12 protein-coding genes are annotated in these 15,987 nt (G+C 71.0%); 7 read left to right on the top strand and 5 right to left on the bottom strand.

The window, feature by feature from the left end; genetic code table 11:
- Positions 1 to 87 precede the first annotated feature (87 nt).
- Entirely contained in the window at positions 88 to 2,163 is a 2,076-nt protein-coding gene (locus ACMXN5_RS24310; RefSeq protein ID WP_439676974.1) for an APC family permease, read from the top strand.
- 261 nt (positions 2,164 to 2,424) lie between these two features.
- Positions 2,425 to 3,783, top strand: a complete 1,359-nt coding sequence (locus ACMXN5_RS24315) for a class I SAM-dependent RNA methyltransferase (RefSeq protein ID WP_439676975.1) — start codon at positions 2,425 to 2,427, stop codon at positions 3,781 to 3,783.
- A gap of 510 nt (positions 3,784 to 4,293) precedes the next feature.
- Here the strand turns inward: ACMXN5_RS24315 and ACMXN5_RS24320 are convergent.
- Positions 4,294 to 5,472 (bottom strand): hypothetical protein, encoded by a 1,179-nt coding sequence (locus ACMXN5_RS24320; RefSeq protein ID WP_439676976.1) that lies wholly within the window; start codon positions 5,470 to 5,472, stop codon positions 4,294 to 4,296.
- Positions 5,469 to 5,825: a hypothetical protein gene (locus ACMXN5_RS24325; protein WP_439676977.1), complete on the bottom strand. Its 357-nt coding sequence runs from the start codon at positions 5,823 to 5,825 to the stop codon at positions 5,469 to 5,471. The genes ACMXN5_RS24320 and ACMXN5_RS24325 overlap by 4 nt, the downstream gene beginning before the upstream one ends.
- Before the next feature lie 329 nt (positions 5,826 to 6,154).
- On the opposite strand from ACMXN5_RS24325, the gene ACMXN5_RS24330 reads away from it, so the two are divergent.
- Positions 6,155 to 6,706 (top strand): hypothetical protein, encoded by a 552-nt coding sequence (locus ACMXN5_RS24330; RefSeq protein WP_395788565.1) that lies wholly within the window; start codon positions 6,155 to 6,157, stop codon positions 6,704 to 6,706.
- Positions 6,707 to 6,772: 66 nt separating this feature from the next.
- A complete protein-coding gene (locus ACMXN5_RS24335; RefSeq protein ID WP_395788567.1) occupies positions 6,773 to 7,696 on the top strand; it encodes an LLM class F420-dependent oxidoreductase in 924 nt (307 codons plus the stop codon).
- Between the two features lie 122 nt (positions 7,697 to 7,818).
- Here ACMXN5_RS24335 and ACMXN5_RS24340 read toward each other — a convergent pair whose 3' ends face one another.
- The 3 genes from ACMXN5_RS24340 to ACMXN5_RS24350 all read right to left on the bottom strand — a co-directional run bounded on the left by ACMXN5_RS24340 (position 7,819) and on the right by ACMXN5_RS24350 (position 11,597).
- Complete coding sequence (locus ACMXN5_RS24340; protein ID WP_439676978.1) at positions 7,819 to 9,510, bottom strand: hypothetical protein; 1,692 nt, start codon at positions 9,508 to 9,510, stop codon at positions 7,819 to 7,821.
- A 20-nt stretch (positions 9,511 to 9,530) separates the two neighbouring features.
- Positions 9,531 to 10,304 carry a hypothetical protein gene (locus tag ACMXN5_RS24345; protein ID WP_439676979.1) on the bottom strand — a complete coding sequence of 258 codons (774 nt, stop codon included), beginning with the start codon at positions 10,302 to 10,304 and terminating at the stop codon, positions 9,531 to 9,533.
- 318 nt (positions 10,305 to 10,622) lie between these two features.
- Positions 10,623 to 11,597 carry a PstS family phosphate ABC transporter substrate-binding protein gene (locus ACMXN5_RS24350; protein ID WP_439676980.1) on the bottom strand — a complete coding sequence of 325 codons (975 nt, stop codon included), beginning with the start codon at positions 11,595 to 11,597 and terminating at the stop codon, positions 10,623 to 10,625.
- Positions 11,598 to 11,967: 370 nt separating this feature from the next.
- Here ACMXN5_RS24350 and pstC point away from each other — a divergent pair, with 370 nt between their 5' ends.
- The 3 genes from pstC to ACMXN5_RS24365 all read left to right on the top strand — a co-directional run bounded on the left by pstC (position 11,968) and on the right by ACMXN5_RS24365 (position 15,912).
- The gene (gene pstC / locus ACMXN5_RS24355) at positions 11,968 to 12,984 is read left to right on the top strand and encodes a phosphate ABC transporter permease subunit PstC (RefSeq protein ID WP_439676981.1); all 1,017 of its coding nucleotides are present in this window, start codon (positions 11,968 to 11,970) and stop codon (positions 12,982 to 12,984) included.
- Between the two features lie 127 nt (positions 12,985 to 13,111).
- A complete protein-coding gene (gene pstA / locus ACMXN5_RS24360) occupies positions 13,112 to 14,293 on the top strand; it encodes a phosphate ABC transporter permease PstA (protein ID WP_439676982.1) in 1,182 nt (393 codons plus the stop codon).
- Positions 14,290 to 15,912 (top strand): phosphate ABC transporter substrate-binding protein PstS, encoded by a 1,623-nt coding sequence (locus ACMXN5_RS24365; protein WP_439676983.1) that lies wholly within the window; start codon positions 14,290 to 14,292, stop codon positions 15,910 to 15,912. The genes pstA and ACMXN5_RS24365 overlap by 4 nt, the downstream gene beginning before the upstream one ends.
- Positions 15,913 to 15,987: the final 75 nt, after the last annotated feature.

Genomic DNA, 15,987 nt, shown 5'->3' on the forward strand with positions numbered 1-15,987 from the left:
GTGGCAGACCTCGCCGAGACGTTACACGTGGACGCCTTACGGCATGCCCCCGACCCGGCAAAAGTCGATGGGCTTACGATCACCTGCGTGTCAAGACTGACCGATCTGTCCAAGCGCATCCTTGTCGGCCGAGCCTTGCGCAGCGACAAGCTGTCCGAGACGCTCCTGCCGAAGCGCATCGCGCTGCCCATTTTCGCCTCCGACGCACTGTCCTCCGTCGCGTACGCGCCGGACGAGATCCTGCTCACCCTTTCCATGGCGGGAATGGCGACCTACCACTTCTCGTGGAAGGTCGGTCTGGCCGTCGTCGTGGTCATGCTGACCGTGGTCGCCTCCTACCGCCAGAACGTCCACGCCTATCCCAGTGGCGGCGGTGACTACGAGGTCGCGAACGTCAACCTCGGTCCCAACGCCGGTTTGACGGTCGGCAGCGCGCTCTTGGTCGACTATGTGCTGACCGTGGCGGTATCGGTCTCCTCCGGCGTCGCCAACATGGCCTCCGCGGTGCCCGCGCTCGAGGGGCACAAGGTGTTGGTGGCGGTCGGCCTGGTGCTGCTGCTGATGGCGATGAACCTGCGCGGTGTCCGCGAGTCGGGCAAGCTCTTCGCCGTCCCCACCTACGCGTTCATGGCCGCCATCCTCGGGATGACGCTGTTCGGCCTGATCCGGGCCGCCACCGGCGCCACCATGGAGGCCGAGAGCGCCGGGTTCCACATCGAGGCCGAGGACAGCTTCAGCGGCTTCGCGCTGGTGTTCCTGCTGCTGCGCACCTTCTCCTCCGGGTGCGCGGCGCTGACCGGTGTCGAGGCGATCAGCAACGGCGTACCGGCCTTCCGCAAGCCCAAGAGCAAGAACGCGGCCTCCACGCTGCTGCTGATGGGCACCATCTCGGTGACCATGCTGATGGGCATGCTGGCGCTGGCCAACATGACCAAGGTGCGGTTCGCGGAGAACCCGGAGAGCCAGATCCAGGGGGCGCCGGCGGGGTATGAACAAAAGACCGTGGTCGCGCAGGTCGCCGACGCGGTCTTCGGTGGCACCTTCGCGTCGCCGCTGTTCTATCTCGTACTCGCGGTCACCGGCCTGATCCTGATCCTGGCCGCGAACACCGCGTTCAACGGCTTCCCGGTGCTCGGCTCGATCCTGGCCCAGGACCGCTACCTGCCGCGGCAGCTGCACACGCGCGGCGACCGCCTCGCGTTCAGCAACGGCATCATCATGCTGGCCGCGTTCGCGATCGTGTTGATCGTCGCGTTCGAGGCCGAGCCCACCAAGCTGATTCAGCTGTACGTGGTCGGCGTCTTCGTGTCCTTCACGATGAGCCAGGCGGGCATGATCCGGCACTGGACCCGGCACCTGAAGACCGAGACCGAACCGGCCGAGCGCCGGCGGATGATGCGCAGCCGGGTGATCAACGCCTTCGGCCTGTGCATGACCGGCGCGGTCCTGGTGATCGTCCTGGTGACCAAGTTCGTGCAGGGCGCCTGGATCGCGATCGCCGCGATGGGCGTGCTGTTCCTGTTGATGAAGCAGATCCGGCGGCACTACGACCGGGTGGCCACGGAGCTGGCGGCCGTGGAGATGGACGACACCAAGCTGCCCTCGCGCGTGCATGCCATCGTGCTGGTGTCCAAGCTGCACAAGCCCTCGCTGCGGGCGCTGGCGTACGCGCGCTACTCCCGGCCGAACGTGGTCGAGGCGGTCACGGTCAACGTGGACCCGGCCGAGACGGAGGCGCTGCGGCGGGAGTGGGACGAGCGTGGGATAGAGGTGCCGCTCAAGGTGCTCGACTCGCCATATCGGGAGATCACCCGGCCGGTGATCGAGTACGTGAAGTCGGTGCGTCGGTCCAGTCCGCGCGATGTGGTGAACGTGTACATCCCGGAGTACGTGGTCGGCCGCTGGTACGAGCAGATCCTGCACAACCAGAGTGCGCTGCGGCTCAAGGGGCGGTTGTTGTTCACGCCGGGGGTCATGGTCACGTCGGTGCCGTGGCAGCTGGAGTCGTCCGAGCGGCTGAAGGAGCCGAAGGCCTGGGTGGCGCCGGGGTCGGTGCGGCGGGGGCCGGCGCGGACGCCTCGGGGTGGGGATGGGAAGCGGGGTGGGCCCGGGGGCGGGTCGGGGTCGGGGCCCGGGTCCGGGTCTGGGGCGGGGGCGTCCTGAGTTCGGGTGGGTCGTGACGGTGTGTGGTGACGGTGGGCGCGGGTTCTTCGGGTAGGGACTACCCTGGAAGCCGCGCCCACCTCCGTGAGGCGCTTTCTTTGTGTCGTCGTCGTGTCGGTGTGCGCCTGGGCGTGGTCGGCCGCGGGGCATCCGAGGCCCCTTGTCGTGCGTCGGTTGTGCTCGGCCCCTGGTTTTCGTCTGTTGCCCGCTGTTTTCATCGACTGTTTTCGTCGACGTTGTACGAGCTGTGCGAGGAGTGTCGTGTCTGTCGGATCCACCACCCCCGAGTCGGACCAGTCCCTGCGGGGTGAGCGGTACGAGGTCGAGATCGGCCCGGTTGCTCACGGTGGGCACTGCGTCGCTCGCCACGAGGGCCGTGTGATCTTCGTTCGGCACGGCCTTCCGGGCGAGCGGGCCGTCGTGGAGATCACCGACGGCGGGCCGACGTCGCGTTTCCTGCGCGCAGACGTGGTCGAGGTGCTGCAGGCGTCGCCGGATCGCATCACGCCCGCGTGCCCGGTGGCCGGGCCCGGCATGTGCGGCGGTTGCGACTGGCAGCACGCCACGCCCGCCGCGCAGCGTCGACTCAAGGGCGATGTGGTCGCCGAGCAGCTGCTGCGGCTCGGCAAGGTCGACGTACAGGTCGAGGTGGAGGCCGTGGACAGCCCGCCCGGGCAGCCCGAGGGCCTGGGATGGCGCACGCGGGTGCAGTTCGCGGTGGACCCGGCGACGGGCCGGGCGGGACTGCGCAAGCACCGCTCGCACGACGTCCAGCCGATCGACGCGTGCCCGATCGCGGCGCCCGGTGTCGAGGAGTTGGGCATCGAGGCGCACGAGTGGCCCGGCGTGGCCTCGATCGAGGCGGTCTCCGCGACCGGCTCGCTGGACCGCGCGGTCACCGTGGTGCCGGCCGAGGGCGCGGACGGGCGCATGCCGATCGTCGAGCTGAACCGGGCCGTGTCGGTGTTCCGGGCCGACGACAAGGGCCGGGTACGCAAGGTGCACGGTCGGCCCGCGGTGCGCGAGGTGGCCGCGGGACGGACCTGGAAGGTGTCGGGCGGCGGCTTCTGGCAGGTGCACCCGGCCGCGGCCGACGTGCTCGTGGCGGCCGTCGTCGAGGGCTTGGAGCCGCGGCCGGGCGATCTGGCGCTCGACCTGTACTGCGGCGTCGGGCTGTTCGCGGGCGCCCTCTCCGAGCGGCTCGCGGACAGCGACACGATCATCGGCATCGAGAGTTCCAGGCAGGCGGTCGAGGACGCGATCCACAACCTGCGGGACGTGCCGGGCGCGCGCTTCGAGGTCGGCACGGTGGAGAAGGTGCTGAGCCGACCCGGCTTCCTGCGCCGCGCCGACATCGTGGTCCTGGACCCGCCGCGCGCGGGCGCGGGCAAGGCGGTCGTCGAGCGGATCGCGCGCCTGACCCCGCGCCGGGTCGCCTACGTCGCCTGCGACCCCGCCGCCCTGGCCCGCGACGTGGCCTACTTCGCGACCGCGGGCTTCAAGCTCCGGTCGTTGCGCTCGTTCGACCTCTTCCCGAACACGCACCACATCGAGTCGGTCGCGATCCTGGAGCCGGCCCCTCGGGCAGCCAGGCGAGAGGGCGCCCGCGGCCGCCGCTGACCGGAGAACGACGACGCCTCGGCGCCGTTGCCGACCGGGCCGCCCCGCCTTGCCGGGGCGGCCCGTGCTCGTGGCGGCGCGCGTCACGCGGCCCATCGTGGCGTTGTTGCCCACGTCGCCGCCCGGGTTCGCGCCCGCGCCCACGCAGGAGTCGGTGGCGTCGCCGACACCTATGCTCCGCGCCTACGCCCGACACCCGCGCCCGCACCCGCGCCCGCACCGACATCCATGGCCACCTCCACCCGCCCGAGCTCCTTGCCGCCCTGAACCGCCGGGTCCATGCCCACGCCTGCGCGCGCGACGCGGGCATGCCCACATCCGCGCGCATGCCCGCGTCCGCGTCGGTGCTTGCGCCCGAGTCCACGTCCGCGCTCTCACCCGACGCCCCCACCCGCGTCCGCGCCCCCACGCGCGCGTCCCCGCCCTCGCCCGTGTCCCCGTCCCCATTCGCTTCCTGGACGGCGGTCGTGCCTTGGGGTGTGTCTCCGCTCTGCCTTTGTTCGTGTTACTTCAGGGGCGCTGCTCGGGGGGTTCTTCCGGGGTCGACCAGGCTTGGGCCGAGTGCGTGGCGTAGCGGTTGGTTCGGCGGGGGCGGATCGGGGTGGTGGGGGTGCCGCCGGTGGTGGGGGCGGTCACCCACGTGGGTGATGCGGGCGTGGTGGGCGTGCCGGTGTGGGTGGTGCCGCCGAGGACGGTCGGGGCGGGGTCGGCGGTGTGTGCGGCGTCGTGTGTGGCCGCCGGGTGGCCGCCGGTGTCGCCGCGTAGGCCGGGGGCGATCCGGATGCCGGTCACCGGGGCGATCGGGGGCGACGGTGGTGGGGCGGCCTGACGCAGACGCGGGCCGATGCCGGCCGGCTGTACCGGGCGGGGATCGCGGGGGAGCGGGGTTGCGACCACGGCCGGTGTGAGCGGGGTGGGCATCGCGGCTTGTGGCGGGCAGGTGATCGGCGGCGGTCCCGGTACCGGCGGCGTGGTCGGTGGCGGTGGTGGCGGCGTGGTGGCGGCGATGCACGTGGCCAGTGGGGCGGTGGGCGGCGGTGGTTGCGCCGGTGGCGCGGGCGGAGGCGCCGCGGGGGTGTCGGGCGTCGCCGGCGCGCATGGGGTGGTCGGAGCGACGGATGTCGGCAGGGGAGACGGGTCCGCGACGGCCGCCTCCGTTGCGGTCGGTGCCGGGGCGGTGATGTCCGGGTCGCCGCTCGTAGGCGCGGTCGTGGCGCATGGTCGGCTCGGAGGCGGTGCGTCGGCCTGGGCGGTGGTGGGGAGCGCGGTGGTCGGTCGGCTCGGCGCGGTGTCGGTGGGAGCGCACGGCAGGAGGGGCAGGCGCTCGCCCAAGTCGCGGTAGGTGCCCTCCAGTTGCGCGATGGCGACCTCGGCGGCCTGCGGGTCGGTGGCGCTCTTCTGGGCCCGGGCAAGGGCATGTGCCGCCTCGGTGAGGTGTTCGTGCAGCGCGGTGCCCTGGACGGCGAGCCGATCCGCGCTGTCGGCCAGTGCGTGGCAGCGGGCGGTGAAGCGCTCGGCGCCGCCGCCGAACCACACCCGCGTGCCGAGGCGGGCGGTCTCGGCCAACTCGTCCCGCAGTTCGGTCAACCGCGCGGCGGCCAGGCGCCACCCGTCGGCCGCCGCGCCGACCAGACCGGGGCGGGCGGCGTGGACCGCTGCGAACGGATCCGTGTTGTCGCCGGCGCTCATCGTGCCGCCACCGCGCGCAGCAGGGTGCCGACCTCGGTCTCGGTGTCGGCGAACCGGTCGGCGGTACGGGCGAGTTCGACCCGCGTCGTGGCCAACTCGGCGCGGATCTCGGTCAACAGGTCGACCATCCGCGCGGCGGCACGGCGATGCCGGTCGGCCAACTCGGCGGCGCCCGGGAGCCGGCCCAGTGCCTCCGTGTCGAGCGCGGTGTGGTCGGTGACCCGGGCGGGCTCGGCGGCGCAGCCCGGCGCCAGGTAGTCGGCTCCGATGTTGTGCAGGCGTTGTACCAACCCGTGCAGTTCGGCCGTGTCGACCGCGTAGCCGCTCGCGCCGCCGCCGTCGGTGCGGGACATGCCACCACCCCCTTGATCTGTGCTGGATCGCCGATCACCCTCGGGGATCGCGGCCGGCGCGAACTCGACGTTCGCCCGAGGCCGATCGCGACACCCCTTCGGGAAACGACGAGGTTGGCACAGTGGTCACCCTGCGTGCAGAAGCCCTGTGGACAACTCCTCACGACATCACTCCGAAGAGTGAAACCCCGCCGAAATACGCCTGGTTGTCCACAGATTGTTCGATGGCGAGCGATCCGTCCGCTCCCCGGGCGCAACCTGGAGTCGTCGGAACACACCGGCCGAACTCCGGACGAGCCGGACGGGCACCGCACGAGGGAGCGATCACCATGCACACCATCGAGACCTTCGCCGAGTTGGACGACGAGCTGGCCACAGTCGATTCCACGCCACGCGCGCTGGCCGCGGTCACGCTCGCCCTGCACACCGTGCAGGAGGTGGTGCACGCCTGGAGCGGCAAGCCGGACCGTGGCGGCTGCCTGTGTCGGGTCGCCGACGAACTGGGTGACGCGCGGGAGATCGTCGCCCGGGTCGTGGGCTCGGCCGCCGACACGGTCGTCCCGCTGCCCGGAGGCGACCCGGCCGGCGTGCCGATCGCGGGCGCCGCCCGGGTGCTGGGTCGGGCGGCCAAGGTGCTCACCCTGCTGGCCCGACAGGGCGTGGCGGGCAATCCCTGCGCGGACTGGGCGCGGTTGGCGCCCGCCGAGCGCCGGGCCTGCGCGGCGGCCTGGGCGATCGTCTTCCGCAACCTGATCAGGCTGCGCGCGGCAGAGGAGAGCGCCGCCTGGTCAGGCCAACCGCACCGGCACACCCCGGCGATTCCCCAGCGGCGGCGGCGCGGCTCGGCGCGCGTGGTGCCCTTTCCCGCGCGGCTCGCATGATCGGGTCCGGGGTGCTTCGCGCCCTCGCCTCGCACGCGTCCCGCGCCCTCGGGAGAGGATGGGCGCATGGATCTTCGTATCTTCACCGAGCCCCAGCAGGGCGCGACCTACGACACACTCCTGACCGTCGCCAAGGCCACGGAAGACCTCGGCTTCGGAGCCTTCTTCCGCTCGGACCACTACCTGCACATGAGCGGCGACGGCCTACCGGGTCCCACCGACGCGTGGATCACCCTGGCCGGACTGGCCCGCGAGACCAAGCGCATCCGTCTGGGCACACTGATGACGGCGGCGACCTTCCGACTTCCGGGCGTGCTGGCCATCCAGGTCGCGCAGGTCGACGCGATGTCCGGCGGCCGGGTCGAGCTGGGCATCGGCGCGGGCTGGTTCGAGGAGGAGCACACCGCCTACGGAATTCCTTTCCCGCGCGAGAAGTTCGGCCGCCTCGAAGAGCAGCTGGAAATCGTCACCGGGCTCTGGGACACCCCGGTCGGCGCCGACTTCCGCTACGAGGGGCGCTACTACTCGTTGGCCGACTCGCCCGCGCTGCCCAAGCCCGCGCAGCGTCCGCATCCGCCGATCCTGGTCGGCGGCCTCGGCGCCAAGCGCACGCCCGCGCTGGCGGCCCGCTTCGCCGACGAGTTCAACATCCCCTTCGCGTCGGTGGAAACCAGCGCGCAGCAGTTCGGCCGGGTCCGCGAGGCCCTGGTCGAGCACGGCCGCAAGGCCGAGGACCTGGTCTTGTCCAACGCCCTCGTGGCCTGCGTGGGCCGGGACGACGCCGAGGTGTCCCGGCGCGCCGCGGCGATCGGCCGCGAGCCCGCCGAACTCAAGGAGAACGGTCTCGCGGGCTCGCCCGCCGAAGTGGTGGACCGGATCGGCCGCTTCGCCGAGGTCGGCTCGACCCGGATCTACTTCCAGATCCTGGACCTGCACGACCTCGACCACCTGGAGCTGATCGCCTCGCAGGTGATGTCCCAACTCGGCTGAGCCGAGGGCCCGACGGCCCGGGGGACGGGAAAGGGCTCTGTCGCAGCCCGTGCGCTGCGACAGAGCCCCCTTCTCACCCCACCGCCCGGGTGTCGCAGGCGGCCGTGCGGTGTGTTTCCTCGTCAGGCGGTCGCGGGAGTGTCCTCGTCGCCCTCGCCGAAGGTGCCGCTGCCGGCGAGCAGCGCGCTGCGGCTGCCGCGGGCGCGGTACCACATGACGCCGCCGATCAGCAGCAACGTGCCACCGGCGGTGCCGAGCAGCCGCGGGTCGAGCAGCGCCCCGGTGTGCGCGAGCCCACCGCCCCCGCCACCGTTGCCGGTCCCGGCCGAACTGCCGGAGCTGGTCCCGGTGCTCGTCCCGGTCGTGGTGCCCGTGGTCGTTCCGGTGGTCGTCCCGGTCGTGGTACCGGCGGTGTCACCGGCCGTGGTCCCGGAGGTCGTCCCGGTGGTGGTGCCCGCGGTCGTCCCGGTCGTGGTGCCGGTGGTGGTCCCGGTGGTGGTGCCGGTCGTCGTACCCGTCGTGGTGCCGGCGGTCGAGCCGTTGGTGGCGCCGGCGTGAACCAGAAGCAGCTTGAAGGGAATCTCGACCTTCGTGCCGGACGGGGTGGCCGTGGCCGTCACCGTGTAGTTCCCGTCGACCCAGGTGGCGCCGTCACGGGGGAAAATGAGCTGATTGTTGACATAAGCACCGATAGTGTCCGTTTTGGCGTTGGTCAGCTCCACGGACGGGAAGGCCGCGTCACCCGACTTGGTGATGACGGCCTTGAAGTCTTCACCCGCGGGGAAGCCGGACAGGCTCAGGCGCGCTGCGACGGGGCCCGCGTCCGGGATCCGTATTTCATTGTCGAAGGTTCCGGCCGGAGTGGCGTGTTCGACGACCTTCCACGTGCCATCCGTCGCCAGCAGGTCGACGCGAGCGAGGTCGTCCACCACGATGGCTCCGCCGGCATCGAGGCATTGGGCACGAATGTGGTAGTTGCCGGAGGTGGCGGCGCCGCCCGGAAACATTTTCTTGCTCGGGTAGACAGGCTTGAGGTCGGCGGCCAGCGGCAGGGGAGTGAAGCCACCCATACGCTGCTCCGACTCCTGGCCGGGAAGCTTCAGCTGGAACAGGGCCGAGGTCGCCGTCGCCGGGCACGCCTTCGAGGAGGTGATGGTCGTCTTCTGGTCCATCGGCCCCGTGGCGGGATTGAGCACCAGCACCTCGTCCGACCCGCCGGGCGGTGTGGTGGTCGGCGGCGTGGTCGTCGGGGGCGTGCTGGTCGGCGGCGCGGTGGTGGGCGGGGCCGCCACGGTCCACGCCTTGCCGTTGGGGCCGTCGGCGGTGGTGAGATCGACCGCCGCGAGTTCCTTGAGCACATTCCCGGCGTTGTCCATGCACTCCGAGGACAACTTGAACGTACCGTCCAAGACGGTGCCGGTCAGGAAGAGCTGGATCGGGCTCTCCCGAACCGGGATTCGGTCCGCGGGCAACGGGTTGCCCGTGGTGCCACCGATCAACCTCGGTGCGGTCAGGGTGCCGCCGGTGACGACCCACCGGTAGTTCGTCGCCGGTTCCGGGCACGGCGCAGTGGCCTTCAACGTCACCTTGGTGGTGGCCCCACCCGTCCCCGGGTCGACGACGATCGTCGGCGCGGGTGTACCGCCGTCGGCGGCCGCTGCGATCGCCGGCAGCGCCGACAGCACGAGCAGCCCGGCTCCGCACGATGCCAGCACGCGCGCGAGTCTTAGGCTCATCTGGTCAACTCCGTTGAGAAATAAAGGAAACGGGGACGGACGGCAAGTGGGCCACCGGGACGAATCCCGATGGCCCAAGGCGTGTCACCGACGCCGCGTCACCACCACAGGCGGGACGAGTCGAGGGTGATCGCGACCGAGGAGGTCGCGTGCGAGTTCGTGCCGGAGAGCACGAGGGTGTAGGAACCGTCGGCCAGAGTGGCCGGCAGCGTCAGCAGCGCGCCGCCCCAGGTGCCGTCGGGGGTGATCTGCGGCTGCAGCGAGACCGGGGTGGAGGTGCCGTCGGCGGTGCGCACGACGCCGTCCACGCGGTCACCGGGCGCGAAGCCGCGGAACAGGACCAGACCGAAGCGCAGCGCGCCGATCTTGGTCGGCAGCGCGCGCACCTCGGGCGAAAGCGAGGTCCACACACCGTTGTTGACGCGCAGGTCGACCGACGCCGGCTCGGTGATGGTCAGCGCGCCGTCGGCGTCGAAGGTGTAGCACTGCGCTACCAGCTTGTGCGCGACGCCCTCCTGGGCGGCGGAGCCCGCCGGGAACAGCGCGCGCAGACCGACGACCGAGGTGTCCGCGACCCTGTCGGCCGGCAGGTCGGTGCCGAGGAACGAGCCGCCGAACACACGCTCGTTGGCGCCGGGCGAACGCAGGACGAAGCGGAACTTGGTCGCGTCCGGGCCGCACGGCACGCTCGCGCGGGCGGTCGCCTTGCCGGTGCTGTCGGCCGGACCGTACAGCGGGCTCACCGTGACGGTGCCCTGCGCGGCGGTCGCGGGCGCGGCGGGCGCGGAGTCCTCGGCGACGGCCGGCACGGTGGCGATCGCGAACGCGGCCGGAACCGCGACGGCGAGCGCGAGCAGACGACGGAGCTTCATGAAGAATGCCCTTCCGGGGTCAGTGGGTTCGAGCAAAACAGCACGCGGCGGCCTGTTGGGCATCCGCGGGGGAAACGTCGGATGCTCGCGATGGCGGACGGATGAGCGATCCGCCACCGGAGGGTGAACAGTTCTTCTGCGATGTGTGCGGAGCGTCGGATCGGCGGACTCGGGGGCGCGGGCCCACCACACGGATCCGAGAGCCATTCGTGCGGTTGTGGGCACCTGACGCGGGGGCGGAGCGGGCCGTCTCGAATCGCCGATCCGAGACGGCCCGCTGCTGATCACGTCACGTCAAGCGGTGCCGGTGGGCGTGGCTCAGACGGCGAAGCCGAAGGTGTTCCAGATCGGGCGCTGCGCCGGGTTCTTGGCCCAGTTGATGAAGGCGACGACGTTGGCGTTGGCCGCCGTGCCGTTCTGCGGGTCGTAGACGAAGTACACCGAGCGGTTGCCGACGAAGCCGGTCGCGTTCGGCGCCTTGGAGTCGATGTTGCCGAGCTTGAAGCCGTTGGTGTGGTTCGGCACACCGGAGGCGGGGGTGGTCTGCTCGCCGTAGGCCGCGGCCGAGTAGGCGATGATCGCGTCGGTGGAGGTGATCTGCGGCGCGTCGCCGCGGTTCTCCTGCGCGGTCTGGATGACCGTGGCGGCGCACGCGCCGTTGGAGGCGGCGGTCGGGTCGAAACCGAGCACCTTGTCCTGGAACTCCGAGCGGGTGCCGGAGCCGGCCTGCGGGACGTGCTTCTGGATCACGCCGGACACGGTGCTGCCCGGGATCTGGTTCCAGTTGGTGATGTTGCAGTGGTAGATGTCCTGCAGCTGGGCGCGGGTCAGGTTGGTCGGCGCGCCGACCTTCTTGGTGGCCCAGGTCACGGCGTCACCGGCTACCCGCTCGAAGGTCAGGGTGGTCTCGGCGGTGCCGGTCTTCGGGCCACGCGAGGAACGGGCGAAGTCCAGGCACTTGGCGTTCGTGCCCGCACGCTGGTCCAGAAGCGCCTTGATGCCCTCACCCGAGCCGTTCGGCCACGCGTGACCGGTGCCGGCGCCGTACTGGGTGTTGCACTCGGCCTTGCCGGTGTTGATGCCACCGGCGGCTATGCCGGCATTCACCGTCACCCAGTCGTTGCCATTGGGATCGACGTTCGCCGCGTACTCCGTCGTCAGCGCCTGGGTGACGTTCTGGAGGGTGTCGGAACCGGCGTTGACGTAGGTGTTGGCGTTGGCCGACGCGTTCGCGCCGACGACGAGCGCCATGGCGGCACCGACGGTGCCCAAAACGGTGGCGGTCTTGCGCATGCTGAAGACGCTGGACATTCGAAGTCTCAACTCTCTCTTGGCATTTGCTGGCCGTCGACCCGCAGTGGCCGACGCCGACAACGCTGCCGGCGGCCCGATCGTGGTGGGATGTCCGGCAGGGAAACGGCACCGGGCCGCACAAGGCGCCGACACGAACGGGCCGCGCCTGTAACGGAAACCGGATACTCCGGCACCCGTGCGGCACGGACACGACGTCTGCCGTACACCCTCGGCACCGGTTGTTTCCGTAGCGGACAGTTGCCCGGGGGCTGCGCTCTGGTTGTCTCCAGGCAGGGGTTTCCGGCTTGATCGCCGGCCGTCTGACGAACGGTCAGATCGGTTCGCCACCCGCTTCCAGGAGCCGCAACCCATGGCACACCCGACCGTGTTCGCCCCCGAATCGCCGGAGCTGCTCGATCGGCCCCGCCGGATCGTGGTCCGTCGCACCAGGGCCGACCACGTGTTCCGCTGGACCACGCGTGGTGTCGCGATGCTGGTCCTGGCCCTGCTCGCCGCGATCGGTGGCTACCTGCTCTACCAGGGCAGCAGCGCGCTCGACCGGGCCGGCTGGGGATTCCTCACCGAGGACGCGTGGGAGCCCAAGGGCGGCACCTTCGGTGTACGCGGACTGCTCACCGGCACCGTGCTCGTGGCCATCGTCGCGCTGATCGTCGCGGTACCCATCGCGCTCACCGCGGCCCTGTACATCACCGAGTTCGCCCCACGACGTCTACGCGGGGTGCTCACCTCGATCGTCGACCTGATGGCCGCGGTGCCCAGCATCATCTACGGCATCTTCGGCTTCTTCGTACTGCAACCCCAACTGATCCCGGTCAGCCGGTGGTTGGCCACGAACTTCGACTTCCTGCCGATCTTCGAGATCCGCACGATCGACGTGAAGGCCCGCTTCGTGGACAGCCAGTTCAGCTCCTCGCTGTTCATCTCCGGCGTGGTGGTGTCCACGATGGTCATCCCCATCTGCTGCGCGGTCAGCCGCGAGGTGTTCGGCCAGGCGCCGGTCGGCGAGAAGGAGGGCGCGCTCGCGCTCGGCGCCACCCGCTGGGGGGTGATCCGCGCGGTGGTCCTGCCGTTCGGCCGCGGCGGCATGATCGGCGGCGTGATGCTCGGCCTGGGCCGAGCCCTCGGCGAGACCATCGCCGTCGCGATGATCATCTCGTTCAAGACCGACTTCTCGTTCCGCATCCTCGACGGCCAGGGCTCGACGATCTCGTCGCTGATCGTGCTCAAGTACGGCGAGGCCGACACCGAGTCGATCTCCGCGCTGATGGCCGCCGGCCTCGCGCTGTTCGTCCTCACGCTCGCCGTCAACACCGTCGCCGGCGTCCTGGTCGCCCGCTCGCGCAGCGGCAAGTCCACCGAGATCTGACCGAGGCTCGACCGGACCCGACACCGAGACCCGAGACATCGAGCCTGGGACATCGCGTCCCGGCCCACCGAACTCCCGACAGCGACCCACGGCTCCACCAGACCCACCATCGAGGGGATCCACGACGATGACCGTCACCGAGCCGATCGTTCGGCCCGGACCCGACGCGCCGCCGCCCGCGTCCGCGCCGCGACCACCGGAGCAGGCCCGCGTGGCGCTGCGCCGTGTCGCCCCCGACGACATCGGCGTCGCGCTCGGCGCCATGGTCGCCGGCGCGAGCTTCGCGTGGGTGCTGTACGGGCGGATCCTGCCGGTCGCCGGCTGGCAGGGCTACCTGATCACCGCCTACCTCAGCTTCCTGCTGCTGTACGCGATCGCCACCCACATGCGCCTGGACCGGGTGGCCGCCGGCGACCGCGTCGCCGGCGCCGTGATCTCCACCGGCGCGGCCCTGATGGTCGGCACGGTGGCGACCGTGATCGGCTACGTCTTCGTCAAGGGCTTCGGCCGCATCCTGAACACGGACTTCTTCACCGCCACCCAGCGCCACTTCAGCGCGCTGAGCCCGCACGGGGTCTCGGTGGGCGCCGCACACGCGATCGTCGGCACCTTCGAACAAATGGGCATCGCGATCCTGCTGAGCGTCCCGCTCGGGGTGATCGCCGCGATCTACATGAACGAGGTCGGCGGCCGGTTCGCCGTCGTGGTGCGCGTGGTCGTCGAAGCGATGACCGCGATCCCCTCGGTGGTCGCCGGCCTGTTCGTCTACGCCTTCTTCGTCATCTCCCTCGGCCAGGGCTTTTGCGGCCTGGCCGCGGGCCTGGCGCTGTCGGTGGAGATGATGCCGGTGGTCACCCGCGCCACCGAGGTCGTGTTGCGCTTGGTGCCCAACGGCCTGCGCGAGGCGTCGCTGGCCCTGGGCGCGGGGGAGTTCCGCACCCTGTGGAACGTGGTACTGCCCACCGCCCGCAGCGGCCTGGTCACCGCCGTCATCCTCGGCTGCGCCCGCGTGGTCGGCGAGACCGCGCCCGTGCTGCTGGTCGCGGGCGGCGGCGCGGGCATGAACTGGGACCCGTTCAGCGGGGTGCAGACCTCCCTGCCTTACTTCATCTGGGTGAACTACAAGTCGCCCAGCGACGAGCTCAACTCCCTCGCGTGGGGCGCCGCCGTGACCTTGCTGCTCATCGTCCTCGTGCTGTTCTCCCTCGCGCGCCTGATCGGCGGTCGCGCCCCCGGCGAGTCCGGACGCCGCAAACGGCGCCGCGCCGGCGCCGCCACCAAGTCCCTCACCCCGGAGCCCACTTCATGACCAGGACCACGCGCCTGCCCGCGCATCTGCTACGCGTGGCGATCGCGTCCGTGCTCGCCGTCCCCCTGCTCGTCCTGCCGTCCGGCACCGCCTCGGCCGCCGCCGGCATCCACGGCAGCGGCTCCACGTGGAGCTCGCCCGCGACCATGCAGTGGTCGGCCGACGTCGCCGCCCGCGGCCTCGCGGTCGACTACACCCCCAACGGATCCACCGCCGGACGCAACGACTTCATGAGCCACCTGGTCGACTTCGCGGTCTCGGAGATCCCCTTCCAGGGCAACTACGTCGACCGGGCCGGGCAGGCGACCAACGAACTCGCGCGCCTGCAGGCCGACAACACCAAGTTCAAATACCTGCCGATCGTCGCGGGCGGCACCTCGTTCATGTACAACCTGAAGATCCGCGGCCAGCAGGTCCGCAACCTCCAGCTGTCGCCGCGCACCATCGCCGGGATCTTCACCAACCAGATCAAGGTGTGGAACGACAAGGCGATCAAGGACGACAACCCTGCCCTGTCCCTGCCCGCCACCCCGATCACCCCGGTCGTGCGCTCGGACGGCTCGGGCACGAGCGCGCAGTTCACCGCCTTCCTGACCAACCAGGTCAACGACATCTGGCGGCCGTTCTTCCCCGGCGGCATGACCTCCGAGTTCCCGGTCAAGGGGGCCACCAAGGCGCAGGCCGGCTCCGAAGGCGTGGCCAACTACGTCGCGGCCGGATACGGCGAGGGCGCGATCACCTACGTCGAGACCGCCTACGCGATCCAGCGGCAATTCCCGGTCGCCTCGGTCAAGAACGTCGCCGGCGTCTACACCCAGCCCAGCTCGGACGCGGTGTCGATCGCACTCACCAAGGCCCGGCTGAACCCGGACAGCACGCAGATCCTGGACGACGTCTACACCAACCCGGACAAGCGCGCCTATCCGATTTCCAGCTACAGCTACATGATCGTGCCAGCCGCCAAGCAGTTCTCCTTCGACGAGTCCAAGGGCGAAACACTCGGCAAGTTCATCAAATACTTCCTGTGCGCCGGGCAGGGTCAGGCGCCGCGGCTGGGATACTCGCCGCTGCCCCCCAAGCTGGTCAGCTTCGGCTACGACGCGATCAAGTCGATCCCCGGCGCGCCGGACCCTGGGGCACTGCCGGCGAACCTGGACAAGCCGACCAAGGCGGACCACGACGCCTGCCCGAATCCGACCTTCGACCCGGCCTGGGTGCCGCCGGAGCAGAAGCAGCAGCAACAGCAGCCCCAGCAGGGCGGTCCGGGCGGCGCCAACAACCAGAACAACAACGGCACCACCAACAACGGCACCGGCGGCAACACGCCCAAGCCCGGGGACACGCCGGGAGCCGCCGGCGGCGGAACCGGCGCAACCCAGGGGCCGGACACCGGCGGCGGAGCCGGCCTCGACCCGGGCACCGGCGAAGTCGTCGCCGGCGGCGACAAGTCCGGTCCCGGCGGGCCGGTCAGCGCCGGATCGGTGGAAGCCGGCGACTCGCCGCCGCTGCCGCCGGTCTGGTTCTACGCACTCACCCTGGTGTGCCTGATGGCGGCGGTGTTCGGCGCGCCATTCCTGTACAGCCGACTCGGTCGAGGACGTGGTCCCGATGTCCGCTGACTCGCGCGAGCAGGCCGGATCGGGTGACCGGGAGATGTCCGGTCCGTACGCCGCAGGCGAACTTTCGAACACCGT

Origin of the sequence: Embleya australiensis (assembly GCF_051903075.1) — a bacterium.
Classification (GTDB): Bacteria; Actinomycetota; Actinomycetes; order Streptomycetales; family Streptomycetaceae; genus Embleya.